Source organism: Thiomonas delicata (assembly GCF_900088825.1).
Taxonomy (GTDB): Bacteria; Pseudomonadota; Gammaproteobacteria; order Burkholderiales; family Burkholderiaceae_C; genus Thiomonas_A; species Thiomonas_A delicata.
Map to the genome: position 1 here is coordinate 719,785 of NZ_LT592170.1, position 16,521 is coordinate 736,305.

Annotated in this window: 15 protein-coding genes; 9 read left to right on the top strand and 6 right to left on the bottom strand. The window is 66.2% G+C overall.

The features are described from left to right. Positions 1 to 17: 17 nt before the first annotated feature. Together THIARS_RS03405 and THIARS_RS03410 are read right to left on the bottom strand one after the other, a co-directional pair. The gene (locus tag THIARS_RS03405) at positions 18 to 1,544 is read right to left on the bottom strand and encodes a YifB family Mg chelatase-like AAA ATPase (RefSeq protein WP_094159474.1); all 1,527 of its coding nucleotides are present in this window, start codon (positions 1,542 to 1,544) and stop codon (positions 18 to 20) included. 5 nt (positions 1,545 to 1,549) lie between these two features. Beyond that, positions 1,550 to 1,819: an accessory factor UbiK family protein gene (locus THIARS_RS03410; protein ID WP_094159475.1), complete on the bottom strand. Its 270-nt coding sequence runs from the start codon at positions 1,817 to 1,819 to the stop codon at positions 1,550 to 1,552. Positions 1,820 to 2,227: 408 nt separating this feature from the next. Between THIARS_RS03410 and THIARS_RS03415 the strand changes: the two genes are divergently transcribed. The 6 genes from THIARS_RS03415 (at position 2,228) to THIARS_RS03440 (ending at position 10,145) form a co-directional block, all read left to right on the top strand. Further along, on the top strand, positions 2,228 to 3,400 hold the full coding sequence (locus THIARS_RS03415; RefSeq protein WP_094159476.1) for an outer membrane beta-barrel protein: 1,173 nt from the start codon (positions 2,228 to 2,230) through the stop codon (positions 3,398 to 3,400). Between the two features lie 32 nt (positions 3,401 to 3,432). After that, a complete protein-coding gene (locus tag THIARS_RS03420; protein ID WP_094159477.1) occupies positions 3,433 to 3,771 on the top strand; it encodes a P-II family nitrogen regulator in 339 nt (112 codons plus the stop codon). Positions 3,772 to 3,799: 28 nt separating this feature from the next. Continuing rightward, a complete protein-coding gene (locus tag THIARS_RS03425) occupies positions 3,800 to 5,191 on the top strand; it encodes an ammonium transporter (RefSeq protein WP_094159478.1) in 1,392 nt (463 codons plus the stop codon). A gap of 216 nt (positions 5,192 to 5,407) precedes the next feature. Further along, complete coding sequence (gene gshA / locus THIARS_RS03430) at positions 5,408 to 6,700, top strand: glutamate--cysteine ligase (protein ID WP_094159479.1); 1,293 nt, start codon at positions 5,408 to 5,410, stop codon at positions 6,698 to 6,700. A 30-nt stretch (positions 6,701 to 6,730) separates the two neighbouring features. Continuing rightward, positions 6,731 to 7,705, top strand: coding sequence for a glutathione synthase (gene gshB, locus THIARS_RS03435; protein ID WP_094159480.1), 975 nt, complete (start codon positions 6,731 to 6,733; stop codon positions 7,703 to 7,705). Positions 7,706 to 7,835: 130 nt separating this feature from the next. Further along, positions 7,836 to 10,145 (top strand): sensor histidine kinase, encoded by a 2,310-nt coding sequence (locus THIARS_RS03440; RefSeq protein ID WP_186436554.1) that lies wholly within the window; start codon positions 7,836 to 7,838, stop codon positions 10,143 to 10,145. A gap of 32 nt (positions 10,146 to 10,177) precedes the next feature. On the opposite strand, the gene THIARS_RS03445 is transcribed toward THIARS_RS03440, so the two are convergent. After that, positions 10,178 to 11,116, bottom strand: coding sequence for a substrate-binding domain-containing protein (locus THIARS_RS03445; RefSeq protein ID WP_141202328.1), 939 nt, complete (start codon positions 11,114 to 11,116; stop codon positions 10,178 to 10,180). 312 nt (positions 11,117 to 11,428) lie between these two features. Between THIARS_RS03445 and THIARS_RS03450 the strand changes: the two genes are divergently transcribed. Beyond that, positions 11,429 to 12,631: a THUMP domain-containing class I SAM-dependent RNA methyltransferase gene (locus THIARS_RS03450; protein WP_094159483.1), complete on the top strand. Its 1,203-nt coding sequence runs from the start codon at positions 11,429 to 11,431 to the stop codon at positions 12,629 to 12,631. Positions 12,632 to 12,640: 9 nt separating this feature from the next. Here the strand turns inward: THIARS_RS03450 and THIARS_RS03455 are convergent, their stop codons facing one another. Together THIARS_RS03455 and THIARS_RS03460 are read right to left on the bottom strand one after the other, a co-directional pair. Then, complete coding sequence (locus THIARS_RS03455; protein ID WP_094159484.1) at positions 12,641 to 13,417, bottom strand: 5'-methylthioadenosine/adenosylhomocysteine nucleosidase; 777 nt, start codon at positions 13,415 to 13,417, stop codon at positions 12,641 to 12,643. 33 nt (positions 13,418 to 13,450) lie between these two features. Then, entirely contained in the window at positions 13,451 to 14,200 is a 750-nt protein-coding gene (locus THIARS_RS03460) for a glycerophosphodiester phosphodiesterase family protein (RefSeq protein WP_094159485.1), read from the bottom strand. A gap of 379 nt (positions 14,201 to 14,579) precedes the next feature. On the opposite strand from THIARS_RS03460, the gene THIARS_RS03465 reads away from it, so the two are divergent. Both THIARS_RS03465 and THIARS_RS03470 read left to right on the top strand, forming a co-directional pair. Continuing rightward, entirely contained in the window at positions 14,580 to 15,821 is a 1,242-nt protein-coding gene (locus tag THIARS_RS03465; protein WP_094159486.1) for a molybdopterin-dependent oxidoreductase, read from the top strand. A 14-nt stretch (positions 15,822 to 15,835) separates the two neighbouring features. Beyond that, positions 15,836 to 16,186, top strand: a complete 351-nt coding sequence (locus tag THIARS_RS03470) for a c-type cytochrome (protein WP_094159487.1) — start codon at positions 15,836 to 15,838, stop codon at positions 16,184 to 16,186. Between the two features lie 34 nt (positions 16,187 to 16,220). Here the strand turns inward: THIARS_RS03470 and THIARS_RS03475 are convergent, their stop codons facing one another. Next, positions 16,221 to 16,481 carry a hypothetical protein gene (locus THIARS_RS03475; protein ID WP_094159488.1) on the bottom strand — a complete coding sequence of 87 codons (261 nt, stop codon included), beginning with the start codon at positions 16,479 to 16,481 and terminating at the stop codon, positions 16,221 to 16,223. Positions 16,482 to 16,521: the final 40 nt, after the last annotated feature.

The following is a 16,521-nucleotide window of genomic DNA, read 5'->3' on the forward strand; positions in this document are numbered from 1 at the left end:
CGTTCGCGCCCACCGCTTCAGCCTGAGATCACCCTGCGGTACTGCACCGCCTCGGCCAGGTGCGCCAGCGCGATGTTGTCTTGCCCGGCCAGATCGGCGATGGTGCGTCCCACCTTGAGCGTGCGATGCGCCGCGCGGGCCGACCAGCCCAGGCGCCTGAGCGCATCGGTTAGCCATTGCGCTGCCGCGTCGTCCAGCGCGCAATGCGAATCCAGCGCAGCACCCGACAGGGCGGCATTCGGGCAGCCTTGCCGGGCGAGCTGGCGTTGCATGGCGTCCCGCACCCGCGCGGCAATGGCGCCACTGGGCTCCCCCTGCGGCATGCGCAACAGTTCGTCCGGCGCCAGCGCGCCGACCTCCACCTGGATGTCGATGCGGTCGAGCAGCGGCCCGGAGATGCGTCCCTGGTAGCGGGCCACCTGCTCGGGCGTGCAGCGGCATGCGCGCGTGGCATGGCCGAGGTAGCCGCAGGGGCAGGGGTTCATCGCCCCGATGAACTGGAAGCGCGCCGGAAATTCCGCCTGCCGCGCTGCGCGCGAGATATGAATGCGCCCGGTTTCCAGCGGTTCGCGCAGGCTTTCCAGCACATTGCGGTCGAATTCGGGCAGCTCGTCGAGGAACAAGGTTCCCTGGTGGGCCAATGAAATTTCACCTGGGCGCAGGACAGCGCCTGCGCCGCCGCCGACCAGGGCCACGGCGGACGCGGTGTGGTGGGGGCTGCGGAATGGGCGCTGTCCCCAGCGCGACACGTCGAAACGCCCCGTCAGGCTCAGGACCGCAGCGCTTTGCAGCGCCTCCTCGGGCTGCATCGGCGGCAGCAGGCCGGCGAAACGTTGCGCCAACATCGACTTGCCGCTGCCGGGCGGTCCCACCATGAGGGCGTGGTGGCTGCCGGCGGCGGCGATTTCCAATGCGCGTTTGGCCGCCGCCTGGCCGCGGACGTCGGACATGTCGGGCGTATCGGCGGCCGCAATACTTGCGGGCGCCGCCGGGCGCAGGCTGGCGGCGTCGCGCTGTTTGCACAGATACGCGACGACATCGCTCAGGTGGCGGGCGCCGAGCACGGCCTCGGGGGCGACCAGCGCGGCTTCGGCGGCGCTGTCGGCGGGGAGTACGAAGCACGGCGCGATGCCATGCGCTGCGTCGCGGCGGCTGATGGCATAGGCCATGGCCAGGGCGCCGCGCACCGGGCGCAGTGCGCCCGACAGCGACAGCTCGCCCGCGAATTCATGCCCAAGCAGGGCCTGCATCGGAATGCTGCCTTCGGCGGCCAGCAGGCCCAGCGCAATGGGCAGATCGAACCGGCCGGACTCCTTGGGCAGGTCGGCAGGAGCCAGGTTCACGACGATGCGCCGCGAGGCCGGGAACGTAAAGCCGCTGTTGAGCAGCGCGCTGCGCACGCGGTCGCGCGACTCGCGGACTTCGGCCTCGGGCAGTCCGACGATGGAAAAGCTCGGCAGGCCGTTCCCCAGGTGAACCTCCACCTGGACCGGCGGCGCCTCCAGACCCAGCAGGGCGCGGCTGGCAACCAGGGCCAGGGCCATGCCGGTCAGGGCGAAGCGGGCGAATCGGTGTGCGGGGCCGCCTGCGCTTCCAGCGCGGCGACCTGGGCCTCCAGCTGGGCAATGCGGGCGCTGGCCGCGGCCAGTACGGCCTGCAGCGCGTCGAATTCATCGCGGCTGACGAGGTCCAGCCGCCCGGCGGCCGACTGCGCCAACGCGCGCGCATTGCGTTGCATGTCCTTGAGCGGCGATTTATCCAGTGCCTCGGCGGCGCGGCGCAGGAAGGCCTTGGGCGAGTTGGGTGCGGAGTCGTTCATGGTGAAGGGGTGACGCGTGGGAGCCAGGCCCTATTGTGGCGGCAATCGGCCGGCAGGCCAAAACAACCTGCGCCGGGAGCGGGCCGACAGCGGCACGCCGCGCTTGCAGCAGGACGCGTTGCGGGCGGTTTTTGTGCATGAACCGATGGGCAACCCAAGGATTGGCGCGCACCAAAACGGGCGTTTATTGCCATCATCGCCACGGCTGGTGCATGCCTGAAACGCTACATGCACTTTTTTGGTGCTCGTGACGCCAAATTTGGGCGCCTGGAGCACAGAAGCCCGATGAATCATTGTGTGACTGACATCGAGATCGGCTGGCATGAAATCTGCTGAGCAAGGCCAGGGTTGGGATCAGCTCCGCCCACTGTGTGCCACTCGCAAATCCAACGTTCCGGGAGAACCTTGATGAAAAAAATCGTGCTTGCCGCTTGCATTGCTGCTGCTTACGGATACACCGGTTTCGCCTGCGCCCAGACCGCCCCGGCAGCGCCCGCAGCCCCGAGCCTGGGCGCGGTGCTGGCGGCGACCCCGGGATTGAACATCACGGGCTATGTGGCGTCCACCTACACCCATTTCGACACCACCCCCGCACTGCGCGCTTTCGACACCAGCCAGAATGGTTTCAAGCTCAACCAGGCGGCCGTGACGTTGTCGTATCTACCGACGTCCGGCGCCGGGGCACAGGTGACGGCCATCGCCGGGTCGGATGCCAAGATCCTGCGTAATGGCGAGTGCTACCAAACTGCAACTGCAACTGTTTCATGCAATTCTGGCGGCCAGTTCGACCTCAACAACGCCTTCGTGCAATACGCCACCGGGCCGCTTACGGTGATGGCCGGCAAGTACTCCACCCTGGCTGGGGCCGAGGTGGTCAATCCCGCGGCCGACAACGAGATTTCCCGCTCGCTGCTGTTCTGGGACATGGAGCCCGGCACGCACACGGGTCTGCGCGCGGCTTACGCGGTTTCCGGCGCCTTGACCCTGACGGCAGGCGTCAACAACGGCTGGAACTTCACCAGTTCGCCCGCCGGCACCGCCAAGACGATCGAACTCGGCGCATCGGGCTCGCCGAGCAAGATGTTCTCGTACTCGGGTGCGTATTACCGCGGCCAGTCGCCCTTGTACACCGGCAGCGCGACAGGCGTGCTTCAGTTGCTCGACTTGGTCGGCACGTTCAATGCGACGGACGCGCTAAGTTTCGCCGCAAACGTGGATATTCTGTCGAAGGACAACGCCAGCCTTGCTAATGGTGCCACGGGCACCGGCAAGGCAAATGGCTTGGCGCTATATGCCAACTACGCAGTGACGAGTCAATGGATGATTTCTGCGCGAGGTGAGTACATCGACGACAAAAACGGCATTGTTACGGTGAACGCGGCACCAACTTTCAGTCCTGCGAATGGAACGCCAAACAAGCTCAAGGAACTGACGCTTGCCGTGAATTACACCCCCGTGACGAACTTCAAACTGTCTGCCGAAGTCCGTCAGGACAAATCGGATTTGGCAATCTTCTCCAAGGACGGCAACGCCACCACCAAGCAAACTTCACTCGAGTTGCAAGCCGTTTATTCGTTCTGAGCACACCCCACCCCATCAGGAAGGAGCAACCCATGAAAATGATCATGGCCATCATCAAGCCGTTCAAGCTCGACGAGGTGCGTGAAGCCTTGTCCGGCATCGGTGTGACGGGCATCACCGTCACCGAGGTCAAGGGCTTCGGGCGGCAGAAGGGACACACCGAGTTGTATCGCGGGGCTGAATATGTCGTCGATTTTCTGCCCAAGGTCAAGATCGAGGCCGCGGTTCCCGACACCCTGGTCGAACGCACCATCGAAGCCATCGAAAATTCCGCCCGCACCGGCAAGATCGGCGACGGCAAGATTTTCGTTTCCTCCATCGAGCAGGTCGTTCGCATCCGCACCGGCGAAACCGGCGGCGATGCACTCTGATCCCAGCCCTCACAGAAAGGTCATCGACATGAAAAAGTTTCTTGCCATTCTTGCGTTGTCCATGGCGGCCTTGGCCGGCCCGGGCAGCGCCTGGGCGCAAACGGCCAGCGCCCCGGCCGCGGCGACACCCGCAGCCGCCGCGCCCGCAGCTGCTCCGGCGCCAGCTGCAACACCCGCGGCGGCGGCGGCGCCCAATCCCGCGGCCTTCATCAATTCCGGCGACAACGCCTGGATGCTCACCTCCACCGCCCTGGTGCTGATGATGACCATCCCCGGCCTGGCACTGTTCTACGGCGGCATGGTGCGCAAGAAGAACGTGCTGGCCACGTTGATGCAAAGCTTCGCCATCACCTGCCTGGTCACGGTGCTGTGGATGATCGTCGGCTACAGCCTGGCGTTCACCTCGGGCAGCGGATTCATCGGGGGGCTGAGCCGGTTCTTCCTCTCCGGCATGGGGCTGGATAGCGCGAATGCCTTGGCGCCCACCATCCCCGAGACGACCTACATGACCTTCCAGATGACCTTCGCCATCATCACGCCGGCGCTCATCGTGGGGTCGTTCGCCGATCGCATGAAATTCTCCGCGCTGCTGTGGTTCATGGGCTGCTGGCTGCTGGCCGTGTATGCGCCCATCGCCCACATGGTCTGGGGCCCCGGCGGCTGGCTGGGCGGTGACGGCGTGCTCGACTACGCGGGCGGTACCGTGGTGCACATCAACGCCGGCGTCGCCGGCCTGGTGGCCGCCCTCGTGATGGGCAAGCGGGTGGGTTATGGCAAGGAGCCGATGCCCCCGCACAACCTGGTCCTGACCATGATCGGCGCCTCGCTGTTGTGGGTGGGCTGGTTCGGCTTCAACGCGGGTTCCGCAGTGGCTGCGAGCGACCGCGCCGGCATGGCCATGGCGGCCACGCAGATCGCCACCGCGGCAGCAGCCCTGGGCTGGATGTTCGCCGAGTGGATGTCGCGCGGCAAACCCACCATCCTGGGCATCTGCTCCGGTGCGGTGGCGGGCCTGGTGGCGATCACCCCGGCGTCCGGCTTCGTCGGCCCGACCGGCGCGCTGGCCATCGGCATCGCCGCTGGCGTGGTGTGCTTCTGGACCGCGGTGTACATGAAGGAAATGATCGGCTACGACGACTCGCTCGACGCTTTCGGCGTGCACGCCATCGGCGGCATTCTCGGCGCGCTGCTGACCGGCGTGTTCGCGGTCAAGGCCATCGGCGGTACCGCCGGCGTGCTCGAAGGCAATCCGGGCCAGCTCCTGATTCAGGCCAAGGGCGTCGCCGTGACCATCATCTACGATGCCATCGTCACGTTCATCATCCTCAAGCTCGTCGACATGACCATCGGCCTGCGCGTCAGCGAGGAGCAGGAGCGCGAGGGCCTCGACATCAGTCTGCATGGCGAGCAGGTGCTCTGAACCTGGTTTGATTGCAGGATGGTTTCACCGGGGTGATCCTCTCGCCCCGGCCGCATCTCCAGCGGAATCTTCAGCCCGGCCGAGCGCCGGGCTTTTTTCTGGGCGCTGCCGCCGGCAGGAATCACGCGGCTCTGTCACAATTTGCAGATTCCCGTCCGCCTTCGTGCCGCCGCGCGCGCTGCCGGCATGGCTTCAAACCACAACATCCGTCCACGCATGATTCCTCATCTCGTCTCCGCAGAAAACGGTCCGGTGCTCGAACTCGAGCAAAGGATTCTCGAAGCCCAGCCCGCCATCGAGCGTTGGTTCCGCCTGGAGTGGATGGAACACTCGCCGCCGTTCTACGCCTCGGTGGACCTGCGCAACGGTGGCTTCAAGCTGGCCCCGGTGGACACGAACCTGTTCCCAGGTGGATGGAACAACCTGTCCGACGAGATGCTTCCGCTGGCCGTGCAGGCGGCCATGGCCGCCATCGAGAAGATCTGCCCCGAGGCCAAGGGATTGCTGTTGATTCCCGAGAAGCACACCCGCAACACCTTCTATCTGGAGAATCTTGCGCGGCTGACCCAGATCTTCCACCAGGCCGGGTTGAAGGTGCACGTCGGCACGGTGGACGAGGCCATCACCGAGCCCACGTCGGTGCAACTGCCCAATGGCGACAGCCTGCTGCTCGAGCCCCTCGTGCGCGGCAAGCGCCGCTTGGGGACGAAGGACTTCGACCCCTGCACCATCCTGCTCAACAACGACCTCTCCTCCGGCGTGCCGGCCAGCCTGGAAGGCCTGTACGAGCAATACGTTCTGCCTCCCCTGCACGCGGGCTGGACCACGCGGCGCAAGACCACCCACTTCAAGAGCTATGACGATGTGGTGAAGCGCTTCGCCAAGCTCATTGGCGTGGACCCCTGGATGCTGAACCCGTATTTCGCGCATTGCGGCAACATCGACTTCCACGAGCGCCAGGGCGAGGACTGCCTGGCCGACGCCGTCGACACCGTGCTCGGCAAGGTGCGCAAGAAGTACAAGGAATACGGCATCCACGAAAAACCTTTCGTTGCCGTCAAGGCCGATGCCGGCACCTATGGCATGGGCGTGATGATGGTGCACGACGCCAGCGAGGTGAAGGACCTCAATCGCAAGACGCGCAACAAGATGAGCGTGGTCAAGGAGGGCATGGAAGTCCGGGACGTGATCATCCAGGAGGGCATTCCCAGCATCGAGCGCCTGCAGGAGGCGGTGTGCGAACCCGTGGTCTACATGATGGACCGCTATGTGGTGGGCGGCTTCTATCGCGTGCATGCCGAGCGCGGGCCGAGCGAGAACCTCAACTCGCCCGGCATGCATTTCGTGCCCCTGGCCTTCGACGAACAGTTCAACGTCACCCACCCCGACGCCAAGCCCGGCACCAATGGCCCGAACCGCTTCTACATGTACGGCGTGATTGCCCGCCTGGCGCTGGTGGCCGCGAGTTACGAACTCGAACGCACGGACCCCGAGACCGAGACGATCTGAAGTGATGCGAACCCATTTCCCCGCCGCGCGATGAACCTCCTCTTCGTCGCCGATCCGCTCGAGGCCTTCAACCCGAAGAAGGACTCGACCCTGGCCATGATGCGCGAGGCGCAGCGCCGCGGCTTCGCCGTCTGGGCCTGCGAGCCGCGGCAGCTGCACTGGCTGGGCGGCGCGGGCCAGGCCGAGGCGGGTCCGGTGCAGGCCCAGTGCCGCCATGTGCAGCTGCTCGATGGCGCCAAGCCCTGGTTCGGCGACATCGAGCATGTCGTGCGGCCGCTGCGCGAATTCGACGCGGTGTTGATGCGCAAGGACCCGCCGTTCGACAGCGAGTTCTTCTACGCCACGCATCTGCTGGAGCAGGCCGAGCGGGAGGGCGCGCGTGTGTTCAACCGCCCGCGCGCGTTGCGCGACCACCCGGAGAAGCTCGCCATCCTGGAGTGGCCGCAGTTCATCCCGGCAACCCTGGTGAGCCGCGACATGGCCGCCTTGCGCGCCTTCGCCGCCGAACATGGCGACATCATCGTCAAGCCGCTCGACGGCATGGGCGGGGCCGGCATTTTCCGCTTGCGCCAGGGGGGTGACGGCAGCCCGGACGTCAACCTGAATGTGGTGCTCGAAACCCTTACCGATTTCGGCCGGCGCACCATCATGGCCCAGCGCTTCATTCCCGAGATCGCGCAGGGAGACAAGCGTGTGCTGCTCATCGGCGGCGAGCCGGTTCCCTTCAGCCTGGCGCGGATTCCCCAAGGGGGCGAGACGCGCGGGAACCTGGCGGCCGGAGGCCTGGGCGTGGCTCAGGCGCTGACCCCGGCGGATCGCGCCATCGCCCAGGCCATCGGCGCCGAACTCGCCGCGCGCGGCCTGCTCCTGGTCGGCATCGACATCATCGGCGACCGCCTCACCGAGATCAACGTCACCAGCCCCACCTGTTTTGTTGAAATCAGCGAACAAACAGGTTTCGACGTCGCCGGGCGTTTCATCGACGCCATGCTGGCCCGGCTCTGACGTCCCCGGGGCGAGCCTTGCCCCGCGCGCAAGTCCTTTCGCCCTGCGCGGCGCAACACCCTAAGATATCGACGTAACGAAGAGTTACCGCCGGAGCCAGGCATCGAGCATGGCCCGGCCGGGGGAACGCATGCAAAGCTCAATGGCGCCCTCGCGCGTCATCATCATGGCGCTGTTCCTGGCGTTCGGCTTGAGCGTGGCCGCCGCCTGGACTGCGTTGCGGCAGCCTTGGCTGGGGCTCGAACTCGGGGTGGCCGCGCGCGTCGGGCAGACGTCAGCGCCCGCGCGCATCGTGGTCGACGGGGTCTCGCCCGGAGGGCCGGCTGCGGCCCTCCCCGCAGGGGTCTGGCTGTCGGCGATCGCCGCGGCCCCATCCGGCGCTGCGCCCGGACCTTTCATCCACCTCGTGCCCGAGGACTTGATCGAAGATCCGGATTTTTTCGACAGCTACGCCGACATGCGCAGATTGTTCGCGCGGCAATCGCAAATCGCCGACGTGTTGTCGGGGCCCGTGCTGCTGCGATGGACGGGGCCGGACGGAACGCGCGGCGAAACCCGAGTCAAGCCGGCTCCTTGGCGCCCCATGCGGACGCTGCCCGTCATGTTCTGGTTCCAGATTGCCGTGGGCGTGCTGGCGTGGCTGCTGGGCGCATGGGTGTGGGCGCTTCGCCCCCGCGACTGGGCTGCGCGCATGCTGGCCGCGGCGGGCTTGCTGCTGCTGGTCACGACGGCCGCCGCCGCGGTGTACAGCACGCGGGAGTTGGCCCTGCCGGGCGAGGTGTTCCGGGCGCTCTCTGCGCTCAACCATCTCGGCGCCATCAGCTTCGGCATGGCCATGGCCGGCCTGTTCATGATGTATCCGCGCCCCCTGGCGAACCCCGCCGCGCTGCTCGTCCTGCCCCTGGTATTCCTGCCCTGGTGGGGGCTTGATACCTGGCAGTTCGTGCCCAGCCAGAACTGGGGCGGGCGCTTGCCCATTCTGGTGGAGATGCTGCTGGCCATCAGTCTGGCGGTGGTGCAATGGCACCGCGCGCGCCTGCATCCCGCGGACCGGGCCGCGCTGCGCTGGTTCAACATGTCGGCCCTGTTCGGCAGCTTGCTGTTCGTGGTGGTCACCGCGGGATCCAATCTCCTGGCGGTGTTCCCGCCCATATCCCAGGGTTATGCCTTCGGTTTTTTTCTCGTGGTGTTCGGCGGCCTGGCCTTCGGCATCGGCCGCTACCGCCTGTTCGACCTCGACCGCTGGGCCTATCGGCTCTTGCTCTGGGCGCTCGGCGTGGTCGCGGTCGTCGCCCTGGATCTCATGCTGGCGCTGGCGGTGGGTTTCAATCCGGGACCGTCGCTGGTGGTCACGCTGTTGATCTGTGGTGCCCTGTACTTTCCGGTGCGCCAATGGTTGTGGGGCCGCATGGTGCAGAAACCCCCGGCGCCGATGCACGTGGTCTTGCCCCAGGTGGTGGAAGTCGCCTTCACGCCGGGCGCCATGGCGCGCGAGCAGCGTTGGCTCAATCTGCTGCAAAACCTGTTCAACCCCTTGCAGTCGAAGCCGCAAGAGGGCGGCGAGGGCAAGGAAGTGATCCTGGGCGCCGAGGGCCTGGAGCTTCAGGTGCCGTCCACGGGCGGGATGGCCGCGCGCCGGCTCGTGGGGCGCAATGGCGGGCTCAAATTGTTTTCGCCGCAGGACGTGGCGTTCGTGCGTTCGTTGTGCAGCCTGCTCGACCAGGCTGCGGGCGGGCGCGACGCCTTCGTGCAAGGCGTGGAGCAAGAACGCAGGCGCATCGCCCAGGATCTGCACGATGAGCTTGGTGCCAAGCTTCTCACCGCGCTGCACAGCACCGGCGACGCCCGGTTGCGCACGCTGCTCGAAGATGCCATCGCGCAGATGCGCATGGTCGTGCGGGGTCTGGCGCAGCCGGAATTGCCGCAGGCGGATTTCCTCGCCGACTTGCGGCACGATACCGCGCAGCGCCTTGCCGTGGCGGGCATTGCGCTGGACTGGCCGATCACGGGCCAAGACGCCGAAGCGGACGGGGCCGCATGGCAAGGCATGCACCTGGATGCCCTGCAGCAGTACCAGTTGCGTGGCCTGCTGCATGAAGCGATCACCAACGCCATCCGCCATGCCGGCGCGAAACGGGTGCAGGTACGCCTGAAGCGCGAAGGCGTGCATCTGCGTTTGCAGATCGGCGATGACGGCCGGGGTTTTGACCCCCTACGGGCGCCAGAGGGGCAGGGTCTGCGCAGCATGCGCACGCGCGCGCATGCCCTGGGCGGCGAAGTCCATTGGCATTCGCGCAGCGCTAGGTTCGATGCGACGGAGGGGACCATTTCTGGTGCGCCTGGCGAGCAGACGCCCGGCGGCACGCAAGTCGAGATCAACTGGCCGGCCCAGCCCGCGAGCGTCACGCCCGCTGCGCGCCTGATCCGAGACGGATGGTGAGCAAGGCGGCTGCAACCGCCCGCTCGCGCATCTCAAGGCTTGGCATCGAGCCAACGGAGCAGTTCGGCGTAGGTCTTCGGATTGCCGTTTTCCCAGCCGTCGATGTGCAGCGACTTGTTGAGAAAACTGTCACGTCCCGTGGCGACGAGCGCCGCGCGCACCTTGTCCACCGCATCGGGCGACGTGCCTGGCGCGGCCAGCAGCGCCCAAAACGGCAGCGCCTGATGCGCCAGGACCACGCCGCCTTCGGCCTTCCAGGTTTTGGAGATCATGGGCGTGACCGCGCCGATCACGGCCGCGCGCGTGGTCTGCATGAATCCGGTGATGGCGTTCTGGTACTCGACGTGGACGATCCGCGGCAGGGTGCTGGCGTGCTCAAGCCAGAGCTTGCTGGCGACCTTGTCGATCAAACTGCCCTTGGCCGGGGTCAGCAGGATGGCCGAGGGGGACTTCCAGATCTGGGCCACCGGGACGCAGGTGGCCGCAGGGGCGTCTTGAACCCCCAGGACTGCGAGCGTGGGGCCGCCCAGCAGCGCTTCGCCGGGTTTGCCCGGACAGGGCTGGGCGATGAAGTCCGTGCCGAACTCGATCGGAAGCTTCGCTACCGCGACCAGATGCCAGCCCTTGGCGAGCAGTGTCGCCGTCAGGTTGGCCGGTTTGCTGAACATGAAATCGAAGCCCTGGCCGCCGGCGCCATGGTTCGCGGCCGCGGTGGAGTAGCGGGCTTCCCAGATAACTTTGCGGCCCGTGGCGTTGCCGATCAGATCGGCAAGGCTTTGCGCCGTGGTGCCGACTTCGACGGCGCTTTCCTGCACCAGGCCGTTTTCGATGCCCAGGGTCAGATTGGCGCCGGCGGGCGCAGCCATTGCGGTGCCTGGCTGGGCCGCCAAGGCGAAGACCGCCACGAGCAGCAGGCCAAAGGAATGCAGCGAGGTGGCGCAGCGGTTCAGGACATTCCGTTTCAAAGCCATGGGGAACATGATGTGTTTCATTCAAGTGGCGGATTTTGAGTGCGGATGCCGGAGCCGCGCAACACACATGAATGAAGAAGGTTTGATCTTTGCATCTTGTAAACCCTCGGCGCCTATTGGCAGTGGACTAGGCGGCTTCACTATGCATCGGCAGGGTATGGCACACCCCCTGGAGAGGAAGGGTAGCAGGAAGGACGTGCCGCGGGCATGCCGCGCTGGGGGGGGCGCGCCGGGTCGATGGTGAGGGGGCGTGCCTGCGCGGCGGCGACGCCAGCGTCGCGCTAAGCTGCACGATTTGCCCGCGAGCCCATCATGTCTGAACTTCACAACCTGTTCCTGCCTTGCCCGCGCGGACTGGAGCCGGCGCTCGCGGCTGAAATGCAGGCGCTGGAAAGCCCAACATTGCGCACCGGTAAAGAGGTTCCAAGCGGCGTGCCCGCCCGTGGAACGCTCGAAGATGTAATGCGGCTGAACCTGCATAGCCGCATCGCATCCCGCGTCCTGCTGCGCTTGGGCCACGCCCCTGTCGAACAGGCGGACGATGTGTACCGGCTTGCCCTGAAGATGCCGTGGGAGCGCTGGTTTGCCCCGGACCAAACGCTGCGCGTGGACGTGACCGCCGACCACAGCCCGCTGGAAAGTCTGCACTTCGCCGCGTTGCGCGCCAAGGACGGGCTGTGCGACCGTTTTCGCATGCGCGGCATGGAGCGCCCCGACGTGGACCGCGAGCAGCCCGATGTGCGGGTGCACCTGCACCTGAGCGCGACCGAGGCACTGCTGTATCTGGACACCTCCGGCGAGCCGCTCTTCAAGCGCGGTTGGCGCACGGCGCATGGCGAGGCGCCCTTGAAGGAGAATCTCGCGGCCGGCTTGCTCGCACTCTCCGGTTGGACGCCCCAAGCCGTGCTGTTCGATCCGCTCTGTGGCGCCGGAACCCTGGTGGTGGAGGCGGCGCAGATGGCCTGCAACCTGGCGCCGGGACTGGGGCGCGGCTTCGGGTTCGAACGTTTGCGCGGTTTCGGCGCGCAGGCCTGGGAAGACATTCGCCAGGCCGCCCTGGCCGCGCGCCGCGCCGCGCAGGCGCCCATTTTCGCGGCGGACATCGACCCGCGCATGGTGGAGTTGACGCGCGCCAATGCGCAGCGCGCGGGGGTGGAGGCGGTGGTCCAGGTCAAGCAGGGCGACGTGATGGACGCGGTGCCGCCCATACAGCTGCAGCCCGGTCAGGCCGGCCATCTCGTCACCAACCCGCCCTACGCGGAACGCATCGAGGCCAAGGGCCGCGAGGCTGAAGAGTTCCTGCCGCGCCTGGGCGATGTGCTCAAGCAGCGCTTCACGGGCTGGAATGCCGCCCTGCTGCTGGCCGACCTGCAGGCCGATCGTGCGCTGCGCCTCAAGCCGGCGCGGCGGCACGTGGTCTACAACGGGCCGATCGAGTGCCGGCTTTTCACCTTTCAGCTCGTCGCCGGCCGGCCGCCGCGCAAGACCGCGGCCGGCGCTGGCGCCGGAGACTGATCCCGGCGGTCATGCACGGTTGAGGCTAGGCAGCGCCAGGCGCAAGACCTCGGCGCTGTAGTGCCGGGCCACCTGGATGTTGAAACGGTCGAAGTCGATGTGGGACGTGGCATCGGCACAGTCGGACACGCTGCGCACGGCGGCGAAGGGCACGCGGTAGTCCGCGCAGACCTGGGCCACCGCCGCGCTTTCCATGTCCACCGCCAGGGCGTCGGGCAGAACCTCGCGCAATTGCCGCACCTGGTCACCATGGTTGAAAAAGCGGTCGCCGCTGACCACCAATCCTTGATGCACCCGTGGCGCGACGATGCCCAGCGCCTGCAGCCGCGCATGGCCGGCCGCGCTGTGCAGGGTTGCGTCGACCACGGTGCGCGCGGCGTCCAGCAGGCGCGCTGCCCACTGCGGATCGGCTTTGAAGCGGCTCTTGCCGGTAAGCGGCACCTCGAAACGGGGAAAAAGCGGCGAGGCGTCGAGATCGTGCTGCAGCAGATCGTCGGCCACGACGATATCGCCGACTTTCACGTCTTGGTCGAGGCTACCCGCCGTGCCGGTGAACAGCAGGGTGCCGCAGGCAAATTCCGTGAGCAGGCTGGTGGCGGTGCAGGCGGCGGCCACCTTGCCGATGCCGCTGAGAACCATCACCACCTCGCGCCCGTACAGGCGGCCGCGGTGATAGCTGCGTTGACCATGCAGCTGGACCGGGTGCGTGGGGATCAAGGCCTGCAGCAACATCTGCTGCTCTTCCCTCATCGCACAGAGGATGCCGATACGGGAGGATTCGTGCATGGCTGGCGGGTTGGAACAGACGAAAGGCGCGGCTCAGGCAGCCAGGGCGTCGGTGAAGACGCCGACGCCTGCCGCCAGCAAGCGAGCGACTTCGCCGGGGTCGTCGACAGTGTAGGCGCGCAGTTGCAGTCCCTGCGCCTGAACTTCCGCGATCAGAGCGGGCGTGCATTGCGAGGCGTGCAGATGCAGGGCCGCCAGGTCCAGCGCCTGCGCCACTTCGCGCCAGCGCGCCGGCAACCGTTCGCATAGCCACGCGCGGACCAGCCCGGGTGCGGCTTGTTGCGCGCCCTGCAGGGCCGGAATCGAGAAGGAGGACAGGCAGGGTGGCTGCGGCGAGCCGGCCCACAGCCGGACCGCTTGCCGCGCGATGCGCAAGCCCCAGTCGGCCTGCCGCGCGGCGCTGGCGTCGGTGTCGGGCTTGAGTTCCAGATTCAGCCAGAGATCATGGCCGGCGACCAACCCGGCCAGATCGGCAAGGCTGGGTATGCGCTCGCCGCTGAAGCGCGCGCCGAACTTGCGACCCGCATCCACGCGCGCGAGCTGGGTCCACGGCTTCCAGCTCGCGCGGCCGCTGGCGGTGGTGGTGCGGTCAAGCCAATCGTCGTGCAGAAGGAAGGCAACGCCGTCGGCACTGAGTTTGACATCGCACTCGAACGCGGTCAGCCCGGCGTCCAGGCCGGCGCGAAATGCGGCGAGCGTGTTTTCGGGCGCCAGCGATCCACCGCCACGGTGGGCGATGCGCTGCGCGGGGTTTGGGCTGGATCCAGGCTCAGTACCAAGCATTGCGAAATGTGAAAGATGTGAATAAACGTGTCGGTATGCGCCTCTCGTTATATCCAGCAGAACCGTTCGAAATACCGGTCCGAGTAAGCAAGGCGCGAACCTGTCAGTCTGGCAGGGAGCCAGGCTGGACGTTCATGAAAGCGCGCATCGACTCGTTTATGCGTTTTTGCGCATAGGCCGAGCGTCGAGAAGGCGTTGTTTTTCATGCTCCGCTTGTCCTTCGATCAGAAGAAAAACAGATCAAGACCATCGAAAAGACCAATTTGCTTGCCGGGTTGAAACATCATGCAATAAGTCCATCGCGTGCGACGGAAAAGCATCGATCGCGCGGATTCGCGGCCCATCCGGACCGCGAGCGACCTTGGAGGAAGATTGCACCATGGCATCAAACAAGCCCCAAATCGACGCCGCCGTGCGGCGGCAATTGTTGCAGGCCGGCGTGCTCGGCCTTGGCGCGGCAGCGCTGGCGCCTCGCAGCTTTGCTGCGGACATGATCAAGCTGCCCTTGCCGGGCGGGCCGGATGAACGTCGGCTGACCTCGGCATTTCCGCAAAAGGGCACGATGATTCTGCAGCGGACCCGACCACCGCTGCTGGAAACGCCGTTTTCCGTGTTCGACAAGGGCGTGTTCACCCCGGTCAACCAGTTTTACGTGCGCTGGCACTGGGCCGATATCCCGACCCACATGGACCCCAAGACCCATACCGTGACCATCAGCGGGCATGTGAACAAGGAACTCAAGTTCACCGTGTTCGACCTGATGCGCAAGTTCAAGCATGTGGAACTGGCGGCGGTGAACCAGTGTTCCGGCAACTCGCGCGGCTACTTCCAGCCGCGCGTCGCGGGAGGCGAGTGGAGCAATGGCGCCATGGGTAACGCGCGCTGGGTCGGCGTGCGGCTGAAGGATGTCCTCGATGAAGCCGGCGTCAAGGCCGGCGCGGTGCAGGTGCAGTTCGAGGGCTCCGAGCGTCCGGTCATTCCCACCGCGCCCAATCTGAAAAAGTCCCTCAGCGTCGACCATGCGCGCGACGGCGACGTGATGATCGCCTGGGAAATGAACGGCCAAACCCTGCCGCTGCTCAACGGGTTCCCCTTCCGCTTGGTGGTCCCCGGCTGGTACGCCACCTACTGGACCAAGGCGCTCCAGCACATCAGGGTCCTGGATCACGAGGACACCAATTTCTGGATGCACCCGGCTTACACCATCCCCGACAACTGGCCGCACGCCAATATGACGCCAGGCGAGAAGGACGTGAAATTCGTGCCCATCAACCGCATGGTGCCGCGCTCGTTCATCACCAATCTCACCACCGGCGCCAAGGTTCCGGCCGGCCGGCCGGAGTTGGTGCGCGGCATCGCCTTCGGCGGCGATACGGGTGTGAAGACCGTCGAGTTGTCCACCGACGGCGGCAAGACCTGGACCCCCACGCAATTGGGCCGCGATTACGGCAAGTTCAGTTTCCGGCAGTGGAGCACCCATGTGAAGCTGGACAAGGGCGACCAGACCCTTATGGTCCGCTGCACCAACAGCGACGGCCTGCAGCAGCCCATGACGCCGAACTGGAACCCAGGCGGCTTCATGCGCAACGTGGTCGAGTCCACCTCCGTGCTGGCCGTTTGATCCTGGAGAACCACATGAAAACGCATCAAAGCATCTTTGCACTCGGCGCCGCCGTCACCGCCGCCTTCGGCCTGGCAGCTCTGCTGGCCAGCGGCCCCGCGCAGGCGATCACCCTGCATAACGAAAGCATCACACTGCCCACCAGCACCCGGGTGTTTCCCGGGGACACGGCGGGTGCCAAGGCCGCCAACAGCTATTGTCTGATGTGCCACTCGGTCGGCATGGTGATGAACCAGCCCGACCTGGGCAAGGCGGCCTGGCTGGTCGAGGTGAACAAGATGAAAAACGCGTTCAAGGCGCCGATCCCCGACGACCAGGTGGCGGTGATCGCCGATTACCTCGACAGCATCAAGGGCAAGAAGTGAGCTGAGCCATGCCGTGGCGCAGGCGCGCCACGGTTCACTCCCCGCAGCGGGTCTTCAACGTGTCGAGCTGGCTGTAGGTGATCGGCTTGCCGCCCGCGGTGGCCTTGGTGATGGCTTGCTGCATGCAGGGCGTCGAGGCGCTCATTTGCAGCTCGGCGGCATCCACCGGAAGGCTGTCGCGCCGCAGGCGCAGCAAGCCGAGGATGAGGGCCAGAACCAGAACGCCTACGCCGATGCCGATGAGGCCCTGCAACTGCACATTGAGCGGCTTCTTGGCGGTCGTTTCCTGGGTCATGGGAGATGGCGCGGCAAGGCCTGCCGCCTGGGCGATTGAG